The sequence below is a fragment of the Pseudorhodobacter sp. W20_MBD10_FR17 genome (genome assembly GCF_052119765.1).
Classification (GTDB): domain Bacteria; phylum Pseudomonadota; class Alphaproteobacteria; order Rhodobacterales; family Rhodobacteraceae; genus Pseudorhodobacter.
Genome location: NZ_JBGQOQ010000020.1, coordinates 1 through 22,712 on the forward strand (window position 1 = coordinate 1; position 22,712 = coordinate 22,712).

Below are 22,712 nucleotides of genomic sequence, written 5' to 3' on the forward strand. Positions count from 1 at the left end.
GTTTTGCCGTGGTCAACGTGACCAATCGTGCCGATGTTTACGTGCGGTTTGTTACGTTCAAACTTTGCCTTAGCCATGGTGGCCTCCTGATTTGGATAGGTGCGGTGCGCCAAAGCACACCCTATAGAATGGAGGGCGGGGTTACCCCCGCCGCACCAATTAAGCGTATTTCTTTTGGATCTCGTCCGAGATATTCTGCGGAACAGTGTCATAGTGGTCAAACGACATAGCAAATGTCGCCCGGCCTGATGTCATAGACCGTAGCGTGTTGATGTAGCCGAACATGTTAGCCAACGGCACCATCGCAGAAATCACGTTGGCGTTGCCGCGGCTGTCTTGCCCAGTAACCATACCCCGACGCGATGTCAGATCACCGATGACGCCACCCGTATATTCTTCTGGGGTGACAACTTCGACCTTCATGACGGGCTCAAGCAGCTTCGCGCCAGCTTTCTTCAGACCTTCACGCATTGCTGCACGAGCGGCGATTTCGAAAGCCAGAACCGAAGAGTCAACATCGTGGTAAGCACCGTCGATCAGCGCGACTTTGAAGTCGATAACCGGGAAGCCTGCCAGCGGGCCCGAGTCCATAACAGACTTGATGCCTTTTTCAACGCCGGGGATGTATTCCTTCGGAACGTTACCGCCAACAACGCGTGACTCGAACGAATAACCTTCGCCCGGCTCTGTTGGCATAATGATCATCTTGATACGCGCAAACTGACCGGTACCACCGGACTGCTTTTTGTGCGTGTAGTCGATCTCATGCTCGCGCGAGATGGTCTCACGGTAAGCCACCTGTGGTGCACCAATATTCGCCTCAACTTTGAACTCGCGACGCATACGGTCAACGAGAATATCGAGGTGAAGTTCGCCCATGCCCTTCATGATGGTCTGACCGCTTTCGATGTCAGTTTCCACCCGGAACGAGGGATCTTCGGCTGCAAGACGGGCCAAAGCGATGCCCATCTTTTCTTGGTCAGCTTTGGTCTTTGGTTCAACCGCAATTTCGATTACCGGGACCGGGAAGGTCATGGTTTCCAAAACAACTGGGTGTCCCGGATCGCAAAGCGTGTCACCGGTCGTGGTTTCTTTCAGACCGCCAAGCGCGATGATGTCACCAGCAAACGCTTCAGTGATCTCTTCACGTTCGATGGCATGCATCATCATCATACGACCAACGCGTTCTTTACGCTGCTTGGTCGCATTCATCATCGCATCGCCTTTGGCCAGTTTGCCCGAATAAATCCGAGTAAACGTCAAAGAACCCACGAAGGGGTCGTTCATGATCTTGAATGCCAGCGCCGAGAAGGGTTGCTCATCATCTGCCGAACGGGCGATGTTACGCGTTTCTGTCTCGTCACCCGGTGTAAAGCCCATGTAAGGCGGCACGTCCAGCGGGTTTGGCAGATAGTCGATCACAGCGTTGAGCAGTGGCTGAACGCCTTTGTTCTTGAACGCCGAACCAGCCATAACCGGGATGAAGTCAATTTTGAGCGTACCTTTACGGATCAGCGCACGCAGAGCGTCAACGCTCGGCTCATTGCCCTCAAGATAGGCTTCCATAGCAGCATCGTCTTGCTCGACTACTGTCTCAAGCAGATTCATACGCCATTCGTTAGCTTGGTCCTGAAGCTCTGCACGGATCGGCCGACGCTCCCATGACGCGCCAAGGTCCTCGCCCAGGTAGACCCATTCTTCCATGGTCACCAAGTCGATGATGCCTTCCAGCTTGTCTTCCGCACCAATCGGCAAAGCGATTGGCAAGGCGTTCGCACCAGTACGGTCCTTAATCATCTTCACGCAGTTGAAGAAGTCAGCACCGGTCTTATCCATTTTGTTGACGAATACAATCCGCGGAACCTTGTAGCGATCAGCTTGACGCCAAACGGTTTCGGTTTGCGGCTCAACGCCAGCATTGCCGTCCAACAGAACGACAGCACCATCCAAAACCGCCAACGAACGCTCTACTTCAATAGTGAAGTCAACGTGGCCGGGGGTGTCGATGATGTTGAAACGATACCGGTCGTCTTTGGAGACGTTGTCGGAATCGATTGTACGCTGCCAGAATGTGGTCGTTGCAGCAGACGTGATCGTAATCCCGCGCTCCTGCTCCTGCTCCATCCAGTCCATAGTCGCGGCGCCGTCATGGACTTCGCCGATTTTATGGGACTTGCCTGTGTAATACAGAATCCGCTCAGTCGTCGTGGTTTTACCCGCATCGATATGAGCAATGATCCCGAAGTTACGGTAGTGATTAAGGTGGTAATCGCGTGCCATGGTTCGGCCCCTTTACCAGCGGTAATGGCTGAATGCTTTGTTAGCATCGGCCATTTTATGGGTATCTTCGCGCTTTTTAACAGCCGTACCACGGTTGTTAACAGCATCCGAAAGCTCGGCGGCAAGGCGCTCTTCCATGGTGTTCTCGTTGCGCTTGCGCGCAGCAATGATCAACCAACGGATAGCAAGCGCTTCGCGGCGCTCTACGCGCACTTCAACTGGCACCTGATAGGTAGCACCACCAACGCGACGCGACCGTACTTCTACGGATGGCTTCACGTTTTCCAGCGCTTCATGGAAGCACTCGATCGGGGCGCGCTTCAGGCGCTCTTCAACGCGGGTCAGCGCGTTGTATACGATGGATTCGGCGACAGATTTCTTGCCGTCGATCATCAGGTTGTTCATGAACTTTGTCAGAACTTTATCGCCATATTTGGCGTCGGGTAGAATCTCGCGTTTTTCAGCGGCGTGACGACGTGACATGTTTTAATTCCTCACTTCGGACGCTTCGCGCCGTATTTCGAACGACGCTGACGACGATCTTTAACACCTTGGGTATCCAACACACCGCGCAGAATGTGGTAACGGACACCCGGAAGGTCTTTGATACGACCGCCGCGGATCAGAACAACAGAGTGTTCTTGAAGGTTGTGCTTTTCACCTGGAATATAGCAGATAACCTCGAAGCTGTTGGTAAGACGCACTTTTGCGACTTTACGCATAGCCGAGTTAGGCTTTTTCGGTGTGGTTGTGTAAACGCGCGTACATACGCCGCGTTTTTGTGGGCAGGATTCCAAGTGCTGTGACTTGGACCGCTTGACGCGCGGTTCGCGCGGCTTACGGATAAGCTGTTGGATCGTTGGCATTCACGTTCCTCGTGTTGCAACTGTCAATACTCGTACCGGTCGACTTCCGGCACACTGCTTCTCGACGGCATCTTGTGCCTTCACAAAACACCAAAACCGCAGTCGTTGCCCTTGCGGGTAACGGTGCGGTGGAATTCCAGAGGATCGGGACCTTACGGACCGGATCATGACCACTTTAGTCTTTGAGACCTTTTGACATGCCGAAACATACCTTAGGTGGCTGGCGTATAGGGGGAGTCGCAGAGATTGTCAACACACCCGCTTGCCCCCTAGCGATCCGGTGTGGCCGTACCCGTCAGCGAAGATTTGCTCGCGGCGATCCGGCGTTGCAGCTGATGCTCGCGGAGATAGGTGTAAAGGCCCGTCGCAACAACCACCACGGCACCGGCCACAGTCCATGGACCGGGCAAAGTATCAAACGCCAACCAGCCCAAGAAAATCGCCACTACCAAAGACGTATAGCGAAACGGCGCTATGATCGCCACATCCCCAACCCGCATTGCCATCACAATAAACATATATCCGACAATCAAGGCCCCTGCAGCCGTCGTCAGCATCAGCATCTCGGCCACCGTCAATCCGCGCCAGCTTTCCAATGCCAACCCGGAAAAACCCATAATCGTTACCGCAACGGCCGAGAATAGCGCTATCACGACCGAGGGAATGTTTGACGAAAACTGCCGCGTCGACAGATCACGGATCACCACAAAGCCAACCGAAACCAGCGCCAGAACCGACCAAATGTTAAACCCTTCGGTGCCGGGTTTAACGATCATCATCACCCCGCAGAACCCGACTAAAATCGCCGTCATCCGCCGCCAGCCCACGGGTTCCTTTAGCAATAATGCCGCCCCCAAGGTTACCGCCAAAGGCAAAGACTGCAAAATCGCTGAGATATTGGCCAAGGGCATTTGCCGCAGCGCCAACAAAAAGGTGATTGTCCCCCCGACCTCGCCAAAGGTGCGCCATCCCAACAGTTTGCGATCGGCGGCGGCAAGGTTGAAATCCTTTACCCCCATCACCCGCGCCACGGCCAAAAGCCCCAAAACCGTTAACATTCCCCGCACCGCTATCGCCTCGGACAAGGGTACCGTCTCGGTGGCAAGCTTTATAAATGTATCGTTCAGGGTAAAGGTTGCCATGGCCACAACCATGTACAAAATTCCGCGTGAATTGTTCGAAATGGTCATACGCGCCCCCTGCCCTACCATACATGCGTCACGGTTTTGGCAGGATTGATCAAGCCCCCGTGCCGCAAAACTTTGTATCCCTCACAAAGCAAAAGCCCCCCGCAGTTTCCTGCGAGGGGCCAAATTTTCAACGAACGACGCGATTATTCGCCGCTGGTGTCCATTGGGGCTGCAACCGGTTCAGGTGCGGCCAGAGCGGCTGCTTGTTCAGCATCCGACCGGCGAACATCCACAACCTTTTGGTCGCGCTCTGCTGCAATCCGCTTCACACGGCTTGTCGCACCACCCGTCCCGGCTGGGATCAGGCGACCAACGATGACGTTCTCTTTCAGACCGACCAGCTTGTCGCGCTTGCCCTGCACCGAAGCCTCGGTCAGAACCCGCGTGGTTTCCTGGAACGACGCCGCCGAGATAAAGCTGCGCGTCTGCAAGCTGGCTTTGGTAATCCCCAAAAGGATCGGCTCAGCCGTAGCAGGGCGAACACCCAACTTATGCGCCTTGGCGTTTGCTTCGTCCAACTCGGTTTTATCGACGTTTTCGCCTTTCAGAAGCGTGGTCTGGCCCGAGTCAAGAACCTCGAACTTTTGCAGCATCTGACGCACGATCACTTCGATATGCTTGTCGTTGATCTTAACGCCTTGCAGACGATAAACGTCCTGCACTTCGTCGATCATATAGTTGGCAAGCGCCTCGACACCCAAGATCCGCAAGATATCGTGCGGGGCCGGGTTACCGTCCATGATGTAATCGCCCTTTTGAACGAAATCACCTTCCTGAACCGGAATGTGTTTGCCCTTCGGCACCATGTATTCCAGAGGCTGCAACGAGTCGTCCAAAGGCTCAAGCGTGATACGACGCTTGTTTTTATAGTCTTTTCCGAACCGCACGTAACCATCAGATTCCGCGATAATCGCGTTGTCTTTTGGACGACGGGCCTCGAACAATTCCGCCACCCGAGGAAGACCCCCAGTGATGTCCTTGGTCTTGGCGCCTTCACGCGGAATACGCGCAACAACGTCGCCTGGCTTGATGTCCTGACCGTCTTCGACCGACAAAATCGCGTCAACCGACATTGGATAGGAAATCGGGTTCCCAGCGTCATTGCGCAAAGGCTCGCCGTCAGCGTCCATCAGGATCACTTCTGGCTTCAAGTCGTTGCCTTTCGGCGCAGACCGCCAGTCGGAAACGATCCGCTGCGTCATGCCAGTGGCTTCATCGGTATCTTCACGGACCGAGATGCCCGAGATCAGATCCACGAACCGTGCAACCCCTGCCTTTTCGGCAATGATCGGCAAGGTGTAGGGATCCCATTCGAACAGCTTGGCACCGCGTTTAACCGCTTGGCCGTCTTTGACGTGAACTTTCGCACCATAGGAAACCTTGTGCGACGCGCGCTCTTGGCCTGCCTCATCGATGATCGCGATTTGCATCGCGCGGCCCATAACGACCTGCTCACCATTGGCATTTTCCAACAGGCTTGCGTTGCGGAACTCAACCTTACCCTCTTGGCTTGCTTCCAAGAAGGACTGCTGACCACCCTGCGCAATACCGCCGATGTGGAACGTCCGCATCGTCAGCTGTGTACCCGGTTCACCGATCGACTGCGCGGCGATAATGCCGACAGCTTCACCTTGGTTCACCAATGTACCGCGTGCAAGGTCACGGCCGTAGCACTGGGCGCAAACGCCCTCTTCGGCCTCACATGTCAGCGGGCTGCGGATCCGTGCCGACGCAACACCGGCCTGATCTACCAGATCAGCCTTGCGTTCGTCGATCAACTCGCCCTTTGCCACGATAACCTCGTCCTGACCCGGTACAAGGATATCCTCGGCAGCCACACGGCCCAGCACACGTTCCGCCAACGAAGAGACAACCTCGCCGTCGTTCACAGCCGCAGACGCGGTGATGCTGTTTTCGGTTCCACAATCATGCGCACGAATGATGCAATCTTGGGCAACGTCCACCAAACGACGGGTCAGATAACCCGAGTTCGCTGTTTTCAAAGCCGTATCCGCAAGGCCCTTACGGGCACCGTGGGTAGAGTTGAAGTACTCCAACACGGTCAGACCTTCTTTAAAGTTCGAGATAATCGGTGTCTCGATGATCTCGCCGTTTGGCTTGGCCATCAGACCGCGCATCCCGCCCAACTGCTTCATCTGCGCAGGCGAACCACGCGCACCAGAGTGCGACATCATGTAAACCGAGTTCGGCTCCATTTCAGCACCAGCGTCATCATAATGAACCGCCGAAATCGACGCCATCATGTCTGCCGCAACCTTATCCGAACACTTCGACCAAGCATCGACAACTTTGTTATACTTCTCGCCCTGAGTGATCAGACCGTCCATATACTGTTGTTCGAATTCCTTAACCTGATCGCGAACATCATTGACGATTGGCCACTTGGTTTCAGGAATCAGCATGTCGTCTTTACCAAACGAAATACCGGCCTTGAACGCCTCACGGAAGCCCATGGTCATGATCTGATCACAGAAAATAACCGACTCTTTTTGACCGCAATAGCGGTAAACCATGTCGATAACGTTCTGTACGTCTTTTTTCCGCAGCAAACGGTTCACAAGATCGAACGGTGCTTTGGTGTTCAACGGCAGCAGGTTACCAAGGCGCAAACGACCGGGGGTCGTTTCAAAACGCTTCCACACTTCGTTGCCTTCTTCGTCGATTTGCTTGATCCGCGCTTGGATTTTAGCATGCAAGTGCACAGCACCCGCCGCCAAAGCATGCTCAACTTCGGTGACATCAGCAAAGGCCATGCCTTCGCCAACCATGCCTTTACGCTCCATGGTCGTATAGTACAGACCAAGAACCATATCCTGCGATGGAACGATAATCGGCGCGCCGTTTGCAGGCGACAACACGTTGTTCGTCGACATCATCAAAACGCGGGCTTCAAGCTGCGCTTCCAACGAAAGCGGAACGTGAACGGCCATTTGGTCACCGTCAAAGTCAGCGTTAAACGCCGAACAAACCAGCGGGTGCAGCTGAATAGCCTTACCTTCGATCAAGATCGGTTCAAACGCTTGGATGCCCAAACGGTGCAAGGTCGGCGCGCGGTTCAACAGTACCGGATGTTCGCGGATAACCTCGTCCAAGATATCCCAAACTTCGGGACGTTCTTTTTCGACCAGCTTCTTCGCCTGCTTAACAGTCGAGGAAAGCCCTTTGGCCTCAAGACGCGAATAGATGAACGGCTTGAACAGTTCCAACGCCATCTTTTTCGGCAAGCCGCACTGGTGCAACTTCAGCTCTGGGCCGGTCACAATAACCGAACGACCCGAGAAGTCGACGCGCTTACCCAAAAGGTTCTGACGGAAGCGACCTTGCTTACCTTTCAGCATGTCCGACAGCGATTTCAGCGGGCGCTTGTTGGTGCCCGTGATCACGCGGCCACGACGGCCGTTGTCAAACAGCGCATCAACCGATTCCTGCAACATCCGCTTTTCGTTGCGCACGATAATATCAGGCGCACGCAGCTCAATCAGACGCTTCAAACGGTTGTTGCGGTTGATAACGCGGCGATACAGATCGTTCAGATCCGAGGTCGCAAAGCGGCCACCATCGAGCGGCACCAGCGGGCGCAGTTCTGGTGGGATCACTGGAAGAACGGTCAAAACCATCCACTCAGGCCGGTTACCCGACTCTAGGAAGCTTTCGACGATCTTCAAACGCTTGATGATCTTTTTCGGCTTCAGCTCGCCAGTGGCTTCTTTCAGCTCTTCGCGCAACTGGTCAGCGGTCGCCTCAAGGTCGATCGCCGCCAACATTTCACGAATAGCCTCGGCGCCGATGTTGGCGGTGAAAGCGTCAGCGCCGTAAAGGTCTTGCGCGTCGAGGAATTCTTCTTCGGTCATCAACTGGCCATAGGTCAGATCGGTCAGACCCGGCTCAATCACCACGTAGTTTTCGAAGTACAGAATACGTTCCAGATCACGCAACGTGGTATCAAGCATCAAACCAATACGGCTTGGCAGAGACTTAAGGAACCAAATATGCGCAACCGGGGCTGCGAGTTCGATGTGGCCCATCCGCTCACGGCGGACCTTTTGCAGCGTGACTTCAACGCCACACTTTTCGCAGACAACGCCGCGATATTTCATGCGCTTATATTTGCCGCACAGGCATTCATAATCTTTGATCGGGCCAAAGATACGCGCGCAGAACAGACCGTCACGCTCAGGCTTGAACGTCCGGTAGTTGATGGTTTCCGGCTTTTTGATCTCACCGTAAGACCAGCTCAGAATCCGCTCTGGCGATGCCAAAGAGATCTTGATCTCATCAAAGGTTTTGACCGGAGCAACCGGGTTAAACGGGTTGGTTGAGAGTTCCTGGTTCATTTTCAATCCTTAGAATTGGGGGCGTGGGAAGAGTTGGCGGTAGGGTGCGCAGTTATTTGCGCACCCCGACTGCGTCATTCTTCTTCCGCGTCCAGGAGTTCCATATTCAGGCCGAGGCCACGTACTTCCTTCACCAGAACGTTGAAGCTTTCAGGCACGCCGGCCTCAAAGTTATCTTCACCCTTCACAATGCTTTCGTACATTTTCGTCCGGCCCGCCACGTCATCCGACTTAACAGTCAGCATCTCTTGCAAGGTATATGCAGCGCCATAGGCCTCCAGTGCCCAGACCTCCATCTCCCCAAGACGCTGACCACCAAACTGCGCCTTACCACCCAGCGGCTGCTGGGTCACAAGCGAGTATGGGCCGGTCGAACGTGCGTGCAGCTTGTCATCCACAAGGTGGTGCAGCTTCAGCAAGTACTTGACGCCAACGGTAACAGGGCGCGCAAACTGCTCACCCGAGCGGCCATCAAACACGATCGACTGACCGGATTCTGCGAACCCTGCCCGTTTCAACGCATCGTTGATATCCGCCTCTTTGGCACCGTCAAAAACGGGCGTAGCAATCGGCACACCGCCGGTCACATTGCCTGCCAGTTCGAGGAACGACTCCTCATCCTGACCAGCAAACGCCGCTTCATAGGTCTCATCGCCATAAGCCAAACGCACAGCATCACGAACAGGGGTCATATCCCCCGACCGGCGATACTCGGACAAAGCTTCGTCAATCTTGATCCCAAAGCCGCGCGCGGCCCAACCCATGTGGGTTTCCAGAATCTGACCAACGTTCATCCGCGATGGCACGCCCAACGGGTTCAAACAGATATCCACGGTCGTCCCATCAGCAAGGAACGGCATGTCTTCCATAGGAACAACGCGCGAAACAACACCTTTGTTGCCGTGACGACCAGCCATTTTGTCGCCCGGTTGCAGCTTACGCTTAACCGCCACAAAGACTTTGACCATCTTCATCACGCCCGGAGGCAAGTCATCGCCACGACGTACCTTTTCGACCTTGTCGTCGAAACGGTGGTCCAAGGCACGGCGTTGTGCTTCAAACTGGTCGTGCAGCGCTTCGACGTCTTTTGCTTCGGCTTCTTCACCCAGCGCAAGTTGCCACCACTGACCACGGCTCAACGTGCCCAACAGTTCCTCATCAATGGTCGACCCAGCGCGGATGCCTTTTGGCCCCTTAACTGCGGTTTTGCCCATGATCAGGACCTTCAGGCGCGCATAGATGTTACGCTCCAAGATGACCAATTCGTCATCACGGTCGCGCGCCAGACGCTCAACTTCTTCACGCTCGATCTGCAAAGCACGCTCGTCTTTGTCCACACCGTGACGGTTGAACACACGCACTTCAACGATCGTACCAAAGGCACCCGGTGGAAGACGCAACGACGTATCACGAACGTCCGAGGCCTTTTCACCAAAGATGGCGCGCAGCAGTTTTTCTTCTGGCGTCATCGGGCTTTCGCCTTTTGGCGTGATCTTACCCACCAGAATGTCACCCGGCTGAACTTCGGCACCGATGTAGACGATACCGGCTTCATCCAGATTGCGCAGGGCTTCTTCGCCAACGTTCGGAATGTCGCGGGTAATTTCCTCTGGCCCCAGCTTTGTATCGCGTGCCGCGACTTCGTATTCGTCAATGTGAATCGAGGTGAATACGTCGTCTTTCAGAATACGCTCGGAAATCAGGATCGAGTCTTCGTAGTTGTAACCGTTCCAAGGCATAAACGCGACGATCACGTTCCGGCCAACAGCCAATTCACCCATATCGGTGCAAGGACCATCGGCAATCACTTCGTCACGCGTAACCGTGTCGCCAACCTTTACCAGCGGACGCTGGTTGATGCAGGACGACTGGTTCGAACGCTTGAACTTACGCAAACGGTAAATATCAACGCCCGGCTCACCCGGTTCCATCAGCTCGGTCGCACGCACAACGATACGGGACGCATCGACTTGGTCGATGATACCCGCACGGCGTGCCATGATCGCAGCACCAGAGTCGCGTGCAACGATACCTTCGATACCCGTACCAACATAAGGCGCATCTGACCGTACCAAAGGCACAGCCTGACGCATCATGTTCGAACCCATCAACGCACGGTTAGCATCGTCGTTTTCAAGGAAAGGAATCAAGGACGCCGCAACCGATACCAGCTGCTTTGGCGACACGTCGATCAGGTCAACAGTCTCGGACGGGCTAAGGATGTAGTCGCCGGATTTGCGGGTCGACACGAGGTCGTTCACAAACTTGCCGTTCTCATCCAAAGTCGCGTTGGCCTGCGCTACAGTGTGGCGCATTTCTTCGGTTGCCGACATGTAAACCACGTCGTCGGTAACTTTGCCGTCGATAACCTTACGATACGGAGTCTCGATGAACCCATACTTGTTCACCCGCGCAAACGTGGCGAGCGAGTTGATCAGACCAATGTTCTGACCTTCTGGTGTTTCAATCGGGCACATCCGGCCATAGTGGGTCGAGTGAACGTCGCGCACTTCAAAGCCCGCACGCTCACGTGTCAAACCGCCTGGCCCAAGAGCCGAAAGGCGGCGCTTGTGCGTCACTTCCGACAACGGGTTGGTTTGGTCCATAAACTGCGACAGCTGCGAAGAGCCGAAGAATTCGCGCACCGCAGCAGCGGCTGGCTTGGCGTTGATCAGGTCTTGCGGCATGATCGTGTCGATCTCAACGGAAGACATCCGCTCTTTGATCGCACGTTCCATCCGCAACAGGCCAACACGGTACTGGTTTTCCATCAGCTCGCCAACGGAACGCACCCGACGGTTGCCCAGGTGGTCAATATCGTCGATGTCGCCACGGCCATCCCGCAGATCAACCAAGGCTTTAATACAAGCCACGATATCATCACGGTCCAGCGTGCGCTGGGTGTCGGGCTTGCCCAAGTTCAAACGCATGTTCATTTTAACGCGACCAACGGCCGAAAGGTCGTAACGCTCGCTATCAAAGAACAACGTGTCGAACAGCTGGCTTGCCGCTTCAACGGTCGGTGGCTCGCCAGGGCGCATCACACGGTAGATATCCATAAGCGCGGTATCGCGGCCCATGTTTTTATCAGCCGCCATCGTGTTGCGAATATAGGGGCCAACGTTGACGTTATCGATGTCAAGGATTGGCAGATCGGTAATGCCCTGGTCCAGCAGAACCTTCAGGCTTCCGCCCTTCACTTCGCCGTCCTTGTCGTAATCCATCGTCAACTCGTCGCCGGCTTCGACCCAAATCTCGCCGGTGTCTTCGTTGATGATATCCTTAGCCACATATTTACCAAGGATCTGGTCAAAGGGCAGCAGAAGCTCTTTTACCTTGCCTTCGTCGATGATCTTTTTGACCATCCGCGGCGTCATTTTTTCGCCAGCTTTGCACAGCACTTCGCCGGTCGCCGCATCTACGATATCAAAGGTCGGACGGGTGCCGCGCACACGCTCTGGGAAGAACTTGGTGACCCAACCCTTGTTTTTGTCATACTTGTAGCTGACCGTGTTGTAATACGCGTCCATGATCTGCTCTTGACCCATGCCAAGCGCATACAAAAGCGTGGTCACCGGAAGTTTCCGGCGGCGGTCAATACGGGCGAACACAATGTCTTTTGCGTCAAACTCAAAGTCCAACCAAGACCCGCGATAGGGGATAATCCGGCAGGCAAACAGCAGCTTGCCGCTGGAATGCGTCTTGCCTTTGTCATGGTCGAAAAACACGCCCGGCGAACGGTGCATCTGACTTACGATAACGCGCTCGGTGCCGTTGACAACGAAGGTACCGTTATGCGTCATCAAGGGCATATCGCCCATGAACACGTCTTGCTCTTTAATGTCTTTAACCGACCGTGCGCCTGTATCTTCATCGACATCAAACACGATCAAACGCAGTGTCACCTTAAGCGGTGCTGCGTAAGTCATGTCGCGCGACTGGCACTCGTCGACATCATATTTCGGCTTTTCAAGTTCGTATTTCACGAACTCCAAAATGGCCGTTTCATTGAAATCTTTTATCGGAAACACCGATTGGAAAACCCCCTGAATGCCATCACCATCGGTGGGCTTCGGGCCCTCGCCCGATTTCAGGAACAAGTCATAGGAAGATTTCTGAACCTCAATCAGGTTCGGCATCTCCAAGACTTCACGGATTTTACCAAAGTAGCGGCGGATTCGCTTTTGACCTACGTAGCTCTGAGCCATGCTCATAGTCACCTTTCATCGTTTTCGCCGGCGCAGGCTCGTCGGGCTACGAGCATACGCCGCTTGGCGATAGAGGGGTTATCGGTTCTATTCATGCCCTCCGTCCCACCGGAAGGCTCCCGAACAATGACAACACACCTTGGAAGGGGTTTGGGGCCCTGCCCCAGTCAGATCCCTATCAAATCCCTGCCAAGATGCGCCTTAGACGCAGTTGGCTGGGCGCGAAATTCATCGCACCCAGCCCAATTTTTGGCGATGCCAAACGCGGCACCGAACCGAATTACTTCAGTTCTACTTTCGCGCCAGCTTCTTCCAGCTTTTTCTTCAAGCCTTCAGCGTCAGCTTTCGAAACGCCTTCTTTTACTTTGCCGCCAGCTTCAACCAAGTCTTTGGCTTCTTTCAGACCAAGACCGGTGATAGCGCGTACTTCTTTGATGACGTTGATTTTGTTCGGGCCAGCATCGGTCAAAACAACATCAAATTCAGTCTGCTCTTCAGCAGCCTCAGCAGCCGCAGCAGGGCCAGCCATCATTACAGCGCCGCCAGCAGCGGGCTCAATGCCATACTCATCCTTCAGGATGGTTTTCAGTTCTTGTGCCTGAAGAAGGGTCAGACCCACGATTTCTTCGGCGAGTTTTTTCAGATCAGCCATTTTCTGTTCCGTTCATTAAAGTTGGGTTCCAACGTCGGTATTATCAACCACGCCGGATCATTAGATTGCTCAGGCGGCAGCTTTGTCTTCGATAGTAGACAAGATGCCGGCGATGTTCGAAGCAGGCGCGCCAATGGCCCCAGCGATGTTCGACGCAGGTGCACCGATGCAAGACACGATCGAAGCAATAAGCTCTTCACGCGACGGCAACGCTGCAACGGCTTTAACACCAGCAGGATCCAACAGGATGTCACCCATAGTACCACCAAGAATAACGAACTTGTCGTTCTTCTTGGCATACTCTTCCGCGACCTTCGCAGCTGCGACTGGGTCCTCGGAATAGGCCATCACTGTCATGCCCGTAAGCAGGTCTGCCATCTTTGCAGAAGGCTTCCCGTCAAGGGCGATCTTGGCGAGCTTGTTCTTGGCAACGCGTACAGAACCACCAGCTTCACGCATTTTGGCGCGAAGGTCCTGCATCTGTGCAACCGTGATCCCGGCATAGTGGGCAACCACTACGACGCCAGAGCTTTCAAAGATTTGGCCGAGTTCCTCGACCACTTTCTCTTTTTGTGCTCTATCCACAGTTTCACTCCAAGTTTGGGGGTTTCCCCCCGGCTCATATTAGCCCCTTCCGAAAAAAGGGCATTCGGGTCCTTTTACGGGTCCCGAGGCCAGATCACCCGAGGGAAGCCCCCGGAAATTTGTCTCGATCCCCATCTCAGGCAGGAAAATTAAGGACAAATGCCCTCCCACCGTCTCGGACAGGACAGGGCCGTTTGGCGGCCCCGCCATCCTTTCCCCGAAGGGTCAGGAATTCTGTAAGTGCGGCGGGTTAACCCACCGCACCAAAACTCACTTCGCAGCGGTTGTCGCCAGATCCAAAGCAACACCAGGACCCATGGTCGAAGACAACGAGATCTTCTTAACATAGGTGCCCTTGGCGCCCGATGGGCGAGCCTTGGTCACAGCATCAACAAACGCACGAACGTTTTCTGCCAGTTTAGCCGCGTCGAACGAAGCCTTGCCGATACCCGCATGGATAACGCCAGCTTTTTCAACTTTGAACTGAACTTCGCCGCCCTTGGCATTGCCAACAGCACCGGCCACGTCCATCGTAACTGTACCAACCTTAGGGTTCGGCATCAGGTTACGAGGGCCAAGGATTTTGCCCAGACGACCAACCAATGGCATCATGTCAGGTGTTGCGATGCAACGATCAAAGTCGATCTTGCCGCCCTGAATGGCTTCCATCAGGTCTTCTGCACCAACGATATCTGCACCAGCAGCCGTTGCTTCATCAGCCTTTGGGCCACGTGCGAACACAGCCACACGTACAGTCTTACCTGTGCCGTTTGGCAGCGTCACAACACCACGAACCATCTGGTCCGCGTGACGTGGGTCAACACCCAAGTTCATCGCGATTTCCAGCGTCTCGTCAAACTTCGACTTGGCGTTTGCTTTGATCAAAGCAACAGCATCATCAACCGAGATCATGTCTTTGCCAGCAAAGGCTTCCCGCGCCGCGCGCGTCCGTTTTCCAAACTTTGCCATGACTTAACCTTTCACCTCGATACCGCAAGAGCGGGCCGAACCAAGAATGATCAACATTGCGCCTTCGATATCGATAGCGCTCAGATCTTTCATTTTGGCTTCAGCAATCGCGCGAACCTGCGCAACAGTTACCGTACCAGCAACTTCACGGCCCGGCTTAACCGAACCCTTGGCGCGGTTACGCTTGCCAACAGGTGGCAGACCAGCAGCTTTTTTCAGCAGGAACGAAGCAGGTGCAGTCTTGGTTTCAAGGCTGAACGACTTATCCTGATAATACGTGATGATCGTTGGCGTCGGTGTACCCGGCTCCATATCAGCGGTCTTGGCGTTGAATTCTTTTACGAACGCCATGATGTTCAGGCCGCGCTGACCCAAAGCTGGACCAACGGGTGGGGATGGGTTAGCTTGCCCCGCCTTAACTTGCAGCTTCAGCTGCCCAATAACCTTCTTGGCCATGTGGCCTCTCCTTTTATCACCGCACCCCACCGCGGGGCGCTTGGTTTAGTGGTTCGGTGCCCGCGTACGGGCCACCTCCCACGAGAACACGTTAGGCTGTTTTAGCAACCTGCGTGAATTCCAACTCGACCGGTGTCGCCCGGCCAAAGATCGAGACAGTCACCTTCAGGCGGCTATGCTCTTCATCAACTTCTTCGACCATGCCAGAAAAGCCTTCAAACGGCCCGTCAGTCACGTTCACCTGCTCACCCACCTCAAAGCGGATCAGGTTGCGCGGCGCAGCTTCGCCCTCTTCAACCCGGTTCAGGATCGCATTCACTTCTTCGTCACGCATCGGCATCGGCTTGCCTTGCGCACCCAAAAAGCCAGTAACGCGGTTGATCGAGGAGATCAGGTGATACCCCTTATTCGTCATCTCCATGCGCACGAGCACATAACCCGGCATAAAGCGACGCTCAGACGTCACCTTCTTGCCACGGCGAACCTCAAGCACTTCCTCTGTCGGAACAAGAACCTCTTCGATCTCTTCCTCAAGACCAGCTTCAAGAACGGACGTTCTGATCTGCTCGGCAATTTTCTTCTCAAAATTCGAGAGAACGCTCACCGAATACCAACGCTTGGCCATGCCTGCTTCACCTATCTTGCCCAAGACCTAAGCCTCGGAAATTCTTTGACTTTTGGGCAGATCATTCCGCCCGACTAGAACAAAAAACAACGCGCGGACCGAATCGCCGCGCGTTTTTGTTCCTGATTGATCGACCGAATACAGCCTTAGACCCCTAATTTCAAGAGGCTAAGGCCAATTCGCGCCGTTTTCAGCCGAAGCTGTTGATTACGGCGCTTAGCCCTGTGCGGATCGTCAAGTCGATCAGCGAAAAGAACGTCGCGGTCAGCGCGGCCATTATAAACACCATGATCGTGGTCAAGACCACTTCGCGGCGGGTTGGCCATACAACTTTGGCGATCTCGCTCCGCACTTGTTGGATGAACTGAAGAGGGTTGGCCTTTGCCATCATTACGTCCTGACTGTTCGCTGTTTACGTGCAGATATCCCGTTGCGCGACAAGTTTCAAGCCCGCAGCGTAGGAACGCCCGATATAGAGGTTTGAATTTGGCGTCCTATGCCGCGGCCAGCGTCACCATGCCTTACCTAAGATGTGGGCGCTCGGCATTGCGATCGGCGCGCCGGATGCAGATTATTTGCACACTGAACTACTCCCCATTTGTCCATTTGTTGGACAGGGATTAGCGTAATTTAAGCGACGCTTTGCACCTGCTGATAAGGGCTGGTTGTTTCGTTACTCTGCCAATAGACCACGGCAGGTGGTTGGCCACCAAGGGCAGAATGCGGGCGCTTGGTGTTGTAGAACTCAATCCATGCTTTCGGTATGGCTCAGCGGTTGGCAAACCAGCCCTCCCCTCGTGCATTGCTACGCAATACCCTGCCGGACAGCCGATTATCTGCGCATCGGCAAAACGGCTCTTCCTCATTCGTCTGCTCCTTTAGGGTTGGGCAGACCCTACATTAGATTGATGGGAACGCCCGGGGGGCAGAGCAACCCCATTCAGATACAAAGATCGCTGATTTTCTTTAATGTAAGTCCATGCAATAAAACGACTTGTTTTTTGCCCCTGCGCCATTTCGACGACTTTAAAATCAGCAACTTTAGCTTTTTCTAAAATTTTATTGAGTGGCTGCAGGTTATCTTTTTTCGACACCAATGAGGTGAACCACAGGCACTGGTCGGCGAACTCTATGCTCTGTTCAACCATGCTCGCGATAAACTTTATTTCGCCACCCGGACACCAAAGCTCAGCGTTTTGCCCACCAAAATTGAGCTTTGTAGACTGTCCCTTGCCAAGGTTGGCCCACTTGCGCTGGGTGCCTTTGTTCGCGTGTTCGATGGACGCATGGAACGGCGGGTTGCACAGGGTGATGTGAAACGCATCGCGGGGCTCGATCACGCCTCTAAAGATATTTTCAGGATTCTTTTGTCGTCTGAGGGTAATTTTCAGCTGGTTGAATTTGCAAATCTGCTGTGCCGATTTTATGGCGGTCGGATCGATATCGACGCCCGTGAAGTGCCAGCCGTATTCGCTCTGGCCAATAAGGGGGTACACCAAGCTTGCACCGGTGCCTATGTCCAAGGCTTTGATATTCCGCCCACGAGGGATTTCTTGATTGTTGCTGCAAGCAAGCAAGTCCGCCAGATAGTGGATATAGTCGACACGACCGGGAATCGGAGGGCATAGATAATTGGCAGGGATATCCCAAAAATCAACATTGTAATACGTCTTTAGCAACGCACGATTTAACATACGGACCGCCGACACATCTTGAAAATCAATAGTCGTCTGGCCCACAGGGTTGCTGATCGTAAAGGCTTCTAGTTCAGGTGAATCCGCCACCAAGCGCACAAAATCGTACCCCTCTCGGTGTTGATTGCGGGGGTGAAGTTCAGTTTTGGTGGCCATGAGGAAGCCTTCATTGAAGTTGGTGGAGGTAACGCGCCAAACCGTTCGTTGGTCTTAAACCCTCATGCAGAAATAGTAAAATTGATAGAGTGTTCCATAAGAATGGCTTTATTGCACACATTGCCTGATAAGTTTCGCCCCATCGCTCTAGCGTGATAGCAGAAGAGAATAAGCCGCTGGTGACCTGCCCCAAGTCAGATTCGCCCATCCATGCATCCTTTAGACAGTTTGAAAACCATCCAATCCAGTTTCCGCGAGCGTCCGGCATGACTTTGGGCTTCACGTCCCTCGGCACCGCGCTGACAGCCATAAGCGGCCCATGCGGTGGCACCAATCTGCAGCACAAATGGGGGCAAGTACCTATAAAAATTATGTTTACATAGGGGTATGTGCCACGCATCTTTGCCTTCATGCTTGCCTTGCAATTGGTTGCAAGACCTCGCTGAAGGTGGTTTTGTAAAACCTACAGCGAGTGGGGCAAAGCGATGGCGGCGACGTTAAAGGATGTGGCGATCAAGGCGGGGGTTTCGACCTCGGCCGTCTCACGGACGTTCACCGACGGGGCATCGGTCTCACCCAAAATGCGCCAAAAGGTCGAGGCGGCAGCGGCCGAGCTGGGGTATAGCCCGAACTTTCTTGCCCGCAGCCTGACGACGCGGCGCACGCAACTGATCGGGCTGGTCAGCAATAACTTTCATAACCCGATCTTTTTGCAGGTGTTTGATCTATTCACACGTGGCCTGCAAGACCGGGGTTTGCGGCCGTTGCTTGTGAACCTTAGTGACGAGGTGGCGCCCGAGAAATCACTGCAAATGTTGCAGCAATATTCGGTCGATGGGGCGATTGTGGCGTCCTCTACCCTGCCGCCGGTGTTTTCAAAGGCCTTTCGCGAACAAGGGCTGCCTGTGGTGCATACCTTTGGCCGCTATACCAGCGACCCTGATGTGCATGTGGTGGGTATTGATAACGTTGAGGCTGGGCGGATGGCGGCGCGGGAATTGGTCGTGCGGGGGTATCATCGGGTCGCGTTTTTGGGCGGGCCGCAAAACGCGACCTCTACGATAGACCGGCTGAAAGGCTTTGCCGAAGAGCTGGCACTGCACCCAACGATTCAGGTGCGCCACAGCTTTGCCGAGGCCTATTCCTTTAATGCGGGCCGTGCAGAAATGCAGCGTTTGTTGCCGTTGGGCCCTGCCGAGGCCTATTTTTGTGGGGATGACGTGCTGTCTATCGGCGCGCTGAGTGCGATTGCCGATGCGGGGCTGAAGGTGCCCCAAGATATTGGTATCATTGGCTTAAACGATATGGAAATGGCGGGGTGGCAGAATATCAACCTGACCACCATTCACCAACCGATCAAGCCGATTGTCACCGCCTCGGTTGAATTGATGGTCCGGCTGCTGGAAGAGCCGGACCGCTACCCCGAGGCGCGGCTGTTTCCGTGTCGGGTGACCGAGCGGGGCACATTACGGCCCCGCCCGAAAGCCTAGCGAAACATCGGCGGGCGGGCATCCATCCACTCGCCGTGGTTCTTGGCCGAGGCCACAGCCGTATGAACCGCCGCCATCGACCGCAGCCCATCGGGCGCGGTTGGCAAGCCATCGCGCACCTCACCCCGAATGGCATCGGCCAGATCGCAGTAGATGTTTGCCACGGCCAAGGGGAAGCCCTCGGGGTGGGCTATCGACACGCGGCTCAGGCGTTGGGCATCGGCATGCAGCCCCCCCTCGCCCTTTTCAATGATCTGCGTGCGGCCGTTTACGGGGGTATAGATCAGCTGGTTCGGCTGTTCCGACGCCCAGCGCAAACCGCCGGTTTCGCCAAAGACCTGAATGTCAAACCCGTGCTGCCGCCCGATTGCCACCGATGAGGTCCAAAGCCGGCCGACCGTGCCGCCCGTCATGCGGAAGTTGACCATCGCGTCATCTTCCAACACGCGGCTGGAAATGGTCGAGGCGAAATCAGCCGAGAGTTTTTCAACCTGATCGTCGCAGATAAAGCTGGCCATATGCAGCGCGTGGATGCCGCAATCGGCAAACTGCCCAGACACGCCTGCCATCGCTGGATCATAGCGCCAGCGTACACGCGGGTTATCGGCATTGGTCGCGTCGCCGTGGTGGCCGTGGCTAAAGTTGGTGACGACCAGCCGGATTTTGCCCAGCTCACCCGCTCGAACCATTGCACGGGCTTGGCGCACCATCGGATAGGCGGAATAGCAATAGTTCACCGCGCAAATCTTGCCCGTGGCCTCCGCGACCTTCACGATTTCTTCGCCTTGCTCGACGGTCATCGTCATTGGCTTTTCGCACAGCACGTTGAATCCGGCCTCAAGGAAAGCCTTGGTAATTTCAAAATGCGTGGCGTTTGGCGTGGCGACGGTCACCAGATCACAACGGTCGGCGCGGCCTTTTTCGCCAGCCAGCATTTCTTGCCAATCGCCATAGGCACGGTCGGCAGCAATACCCAAACGCTGGGCATAGTCGCGCCCCTCGGCGGCGCGATGGTCGAGCGCACCTGCCGCGAATTCAAAATGCCCGTCGGCCAAGGCGCCCAGGCGGTGTGCTGGCCCGATTTGGCTGCCTTCGCCGCCACCAATCATGCCCCATTTCAGTTTTGCCATGATCGTATCTCCTTAGAAACCAATAGATTGCAGATATTCGCGGTTCGCACGGGCGTCTTCCATCGGCGTGCCGGGTTTGGACGGGTCGCAGTCTTGTTCAACCGTGCACCACCCCGAGAACCCTGCATCCAGTAGGCGCTGACGCACGGCAGGGAAATCAACGTCACCCTTGCCCAGATTGCAGAAAATCCCCTGCCCGCACGCCGTGTAAAAGTCGGTGCGGTTGGCGACGACGTCGGCCTTGACCACAGGGTCAATGTCTTTGAAATGCATGTAGGAAATGCGGTTGATGTGGCGGTCCATAAACGCCACCGGGTCAAAGCCGGCATAGGAATGATGGCCGGTGTCAAAACAGATCTTCAGGATCTTTTCATCCACCTCATCCAGCAGGCGTTCCAGCTCTGGCTCAAAGTCCATAAAGCCTGCGGCATGGGCATGAATGCCCACGGTCAAGCCGTATTCCTCGGCGCCCAGCTTGGCGATTGTGGCGATACGGTCGCGGAAGGCGGTCCATTCGGCCTTATCCATCTGCTCGGCCTCTGTCGCGCGGCCAGCGGATGGGGCGCGGCGGGGCGAGATGCTATCGATCAGCACCAGATGCTGCGCGCCATGCGCCACCAGCGCCTTACAGGTACGCACCGATGCGTCCATCACCTCATCCCATTTCGCCGCGTCATGGAATGGGCGAAACACCACGCCACCGATGATTTCCAAATCACGTTCGGCCAGCGCGGGGGCCAAAATGGCAGGGTCCTCGGGCATATAGCCGATAGGGCCGAGCTCGATGCCTTTATAGCCTGCAGCGGCGCATTGATCCAAAACCGACGTCCACGCCGGATAGGACGGGTCGCTGGCAAATTCGATACCCCAAGAGCAGGGCGCATTCCCGATTTTGATCGTCATTTCAGTGCCTTTCACAGCCTAATATGCGGCCACATCCACCCATGCTTTCGCACGAGAGGAGGCAAGCGCCGCGGTCACAACTTGGGTCACGTCTAGGCCATCTTGGAACGTCGGCCAGACAGGGTTTTGGGTTTCAATAGCGCGCAAAAAGTCACGCGCCTCGATGATAATTTGGTCTTGGTAGCCGGTGCCATGACCGGGGCCTTGGCAAAACGGCAGGTAATCAGGATGCGCGGGGCCGGTCAGGATTTTGCGAAAGCCGCGCGTGGCCTCGGGCTCATCCATGCTATATAGCCAGATCGCGTTCTGATCCTCTTGGTCAAACTTGATCGCGCCTTTTGTTCCCGTTATTTCATAGGCATATCCCATTTTACGGCCATGGCTGATGCGGCTGAAATACATCTGGCCCATCGCGCCATTGGCAAAGCGGCACATCATCTGCGCGTGGTCATCATTGGTCACTTTGCCACCGGGGCGGGTCGCATGCACAGTTTCCACCTCGGCAATCAGGCTGGAAACCGGCCCGATCAGCGCCAGCCCCGCGTTAATCATATGCGGCGCCAAATCGCCCATCGTGCCATTCGCATCATCCAGCGTGCGCCATGTCGCGGGGGCGTTCGGGTCGGCCATGAAATCTTCGGTATGTTCGCCACGAAACCACGTCACATCGCCAATCGCGCCACTTGCCACCAACTGCCGCGCAAACTGGCTGGCGGGCGTGCGGATATAGTTAAAGCCCACCATCGAAATTTGACCCGCCGAGGCCGCAACCATCGCGCGGCTATCGTCAATCGACGCGCCCAAGGGCTTTTCGCAAAATACCGGTTTGTTCAGCGCAAAGGCCGCCAGCGCAATCTCGCGGTGGGTTTCTTGCGGTGACGCAATCACGATCGCCTCCACCTTTGGGTCATTCACCAGCACGCGCCAATCAGATGTGGCGCGGGCAAAGCCGTAAGCCACGCGGTAACGTTCGGCGCTGGCATCGCTATTGGCGCATACCATTTCCAGCTTTGGGCGCAGACCAGTATTGAACACCGCCCCCACAGCCGACATGGCAACCGCGTGGGCCTTACCCATGTAGCCGCCGCCGATAATCCCGATTCCAATATCTGCCATGCTGCCCTCCCAAGCGTCGATCTGAACCACATCTACA

At 55.1% G+C, this 22,712-nt stretch carries 18 protein-coding genes; 1 reads left to right on the forward strand and 17 read right to left on the reverse strand.

Features of this window, described 5'->3' with window-relative positions:
- Positions 1 to 159: 159 nt before the first annotated feature.
- The 14 genes from fusA to rlmF all read right to left on the reverse strand — a co-directional run bounded on the left by fusA (position 160) and on the right by rlmF (position 18,036).
- On the reverse strand, positions 160 to 2,280 hold the full coding sequence (fusA, locus tag ACEN2J_RS13610) for an elongation factor G (RefSeq protein ID WP_442106645.1): 2,121 nt from the start codon (positions 2,278 to 2,280) through the stop codon (positions 160 to 162).
- Between the two features lie 12 nt (positions 2,281 to 2,292).
- The gene (rpsG, locus tag ACEN2J_RS13615; RefSeq protein ID WP_442106647.1) at positions 2,293 to 2,763 is read right to left on the reverse strand and encodes a 30S ribosomal protein S7; all 471 of its coding nucleotides are present in this window, start codon (positions 2,761 to 2,763) and stop codon (positions 2,293 to 2,295) included.
- An 11-nt stretch (positions 2,764 to 2,774) separates the two neighbouring features.
- On the reverse strand, positions 2,775 to 3,146 hold the full coding sequence (gene rpsL, locus ACEN2J_RS13620; RefSeq protein ID WP_022705589.1) for a 30S ribosomal protein S12: 372 nt from the start codon (positions 3,144 to 3,146) through the stop codon (positions 2,775 to 2,777).
- A gap of 269 nt (positions 3,147 to 3,415) precedes the next feature.
- Complete coding sequence (locus tag ACEN2J_RS13625) at positions 3,416 to 4,336, reverse strand: DMT family transporter (protein ID WP_442106648.1); 921 nt, start codon at positions 4,334 to 4,336, stop codon at positions 3,416 to 3,418.
- Positions 4,337 to 4,479: 143 nt separating this feature from the next.
- Positions 4,480 to 8,691, reverse strand: coding sequence for a DNA-directed RNA polymerase subunit beta' (gene rpoC / locus ACEN2J_RS13630; RefSeq protein ID WP_442106649.1), 4,212 nt, complete (start codon positions 8,689 to 8,691; stop codon positions 4,480 to 4,482).
- A gap of 74 nt (positions 8,692 to 8,765) precedes the next feature.
- Positions 8,766 to 12,899: a DNA-directed RNA polymerase subunit beta gene (rpoB, locus tag ACEN2J_RS13635; RefSeq protein WP_442106650.1), complete on the reverse strand. Its 4,134-nt coding sequence runs from the start codon at positions 12,897 to 12,899 to the stop codon at positions 8,766 to 8,768.
- A gap of 280 nt (positions 12,900 to 13,179) precedes the next feature.
- Positions 13,180 to 13,551, reverse strand: coding sequence for a 50S ribosomal protein L7/L12 (gene rplL, locus ACEN2J_RS13640; protein WP_442106651.1), 372 nt, complete (start codon positions 13,549 to 13,551; stop codon positions 13,180 to 13,182).
- Positions 13,552 to 13,620: 69 nt separating this feature from the next.
- Positions 13,621 to 14,136, reverse strand: a complete 516-nt coding sequence (rplJ, locus tag ACEN2J_RS13645; protein ID WP_442106652.1) for a 50S ribosomal protein L10 — start codon at positions 14,134 to 14,136, stop codon at positions 13,621 to 13,623.
- Positions 14,137 to 14,406: 270 nt separating this feature from the next.
- Positions 14,407 to 15,105: a 50S ribosomal protein L1 gene (rplA, locus tag ACEN2J_RS13650; protein ID WP_442106653.1), complete on the reverse strand. Its 699-nt coding sequence runs from the start codon at positions 15,103 to 15,105 to the stop codon at positions 14,407 to 14,409.
- A gap of 3 nt (positions 15,106 to 15,108) precedes the next feature.
- Positions 15,109 to 15,561: a 50S ribosomal protein L11 gene (gene rplK / locus ACEN2J_RS13655; protein ID WP_442106654.1), complete on the reverse strand. Its 453-nt coding sequence runs from the start codon at positions 15,559 to 15,561 to the stop codon at positions 15,109 to 15,111.
- 91 nt (positions 15,562 to 15,652) lie between these two features.
- Positions 15,653 to 16,186: a transcription termination/antitermination protein NusG gene (gene nusG, locus ACEN2J_RS13660; protein WP_442106655.1), complete on the reverse strand. Its 534-nt coding sequence runs from the start codon at positions 16,184 to 16,186 to the stop codon at positions 15,653 to 15,655.
- A gap of 190 nt (positions 16,187 to 16,376) precedes the next feature.
- The gene (gene secE, locus ACEN2J_RS13665) at positions 16,377 to 16,574 is read right to left on the reverse strand and encodes a preprotein translocase subunit SecE (RefSeq protein ID WP_050524240.1); all 198 of its coding nucleotides are present in this window, start codon (positions 16,572 to 16,574) and stop codon (positions 16,377 to 16,379) included.
- 242 nt (positions 16,575 to 16,816) lie between these two features.
- Positions 16,817 to 16,951: an integrase core domain-containing protein gene (locus ACEN2J_RS13670; protein WP_442106713.1), complete on the reverse strand. Its 135-nt coding sequence runs from the start codon at positions 16,949 to 16,951 to the stop codon at positions 16,817 to 16,819.
- A 113-nt stretch (positions 16,952 to 17,064) separates the two neighbouring features.
- The gene (rlmF, locus tag ACEN2J_RS13675) at positions 17,065 to 18,036 is read right to left on the reverse strand and encodes a 23S rRNA (adenine(1618)-N(6))-methyltransferase RlmF (protein ID WP_442106656.1); all 972 of its coding nucleotides are present in this window, start codon (positions 18,034 to 18,036) and stop codon (positions 17,065 to 17,067) included.
- A 485-nt stretch (positions 18,037 to 18,521) separates the two neighbouring features.
- Between rlmF and ACEN2J_RS13680 the strand changes: the two genes are divergently transcribed.
- Positions 18,522 to 19,526, forward strand: a complete 1,005-nt coding sequence (locus tag ACEN2J_RS13680; protein WP_442106657.1) for a LacI family DNA-binding transcriptional regulator — start codon at positions 18,522 to 18,524, stop codon at positions 19,524 to 19,526.
- Here the strand turns inward: ACEN2J_RS13680 and ACEN2J_RS13685 are convergent.
- The 3 genes from ACEN2J_RS13685 to ACEN2J_RS13695 are packed head-to-tail and all read right to left on the reverse strand — an operon-like array spanning position 19,523 to position 22,675.
- Positions 19,523 to 20,656 (reverse strand): Gfo/Idh/MocA family protein, encoded by a 1,134-nt coding sequence (locus ACEN2J_RS13685; RefSeq protein ID WP_442106658.1) that lies wholly within the window; start codon positions 20,654 to 20,656, stop codon positions 19,523 to 19,525. The two genes, ACEN2J_RS13680 and ACEN2J_RS13685, sit on opposite strands and share 4 nt — an antisense overlap.
- A 12-nt stretch (positions 20,657 to 20,668) precedes the next feature.
- Entirely contained in the window at positions 20,669 to 21,559 is an 891-nt protein-coding gene (locus ACEN2J_RS13690) for a sugar phosphate isomerase/epimerase family protein (protein ID WP_442106659.1), read from the reverse strand.
- 18 nt (positions 21,560 to 21,577) lie between these two features.
- Positions 21,578 to 22,675 (reverse strand): Gfo/Idh/MocA family protein, encoded by a 1,098-nt coding sequence (locus ACEN2J_RS13695; protein ID WP_442106660.1) that lies wholly within the window; start codon positions 22,673 to 22,675, stop codon positions 21,578 to 21,580.
- Between the last annotated feature and the right edge of the window lie 37 nt (positions 22,676 to 22,712).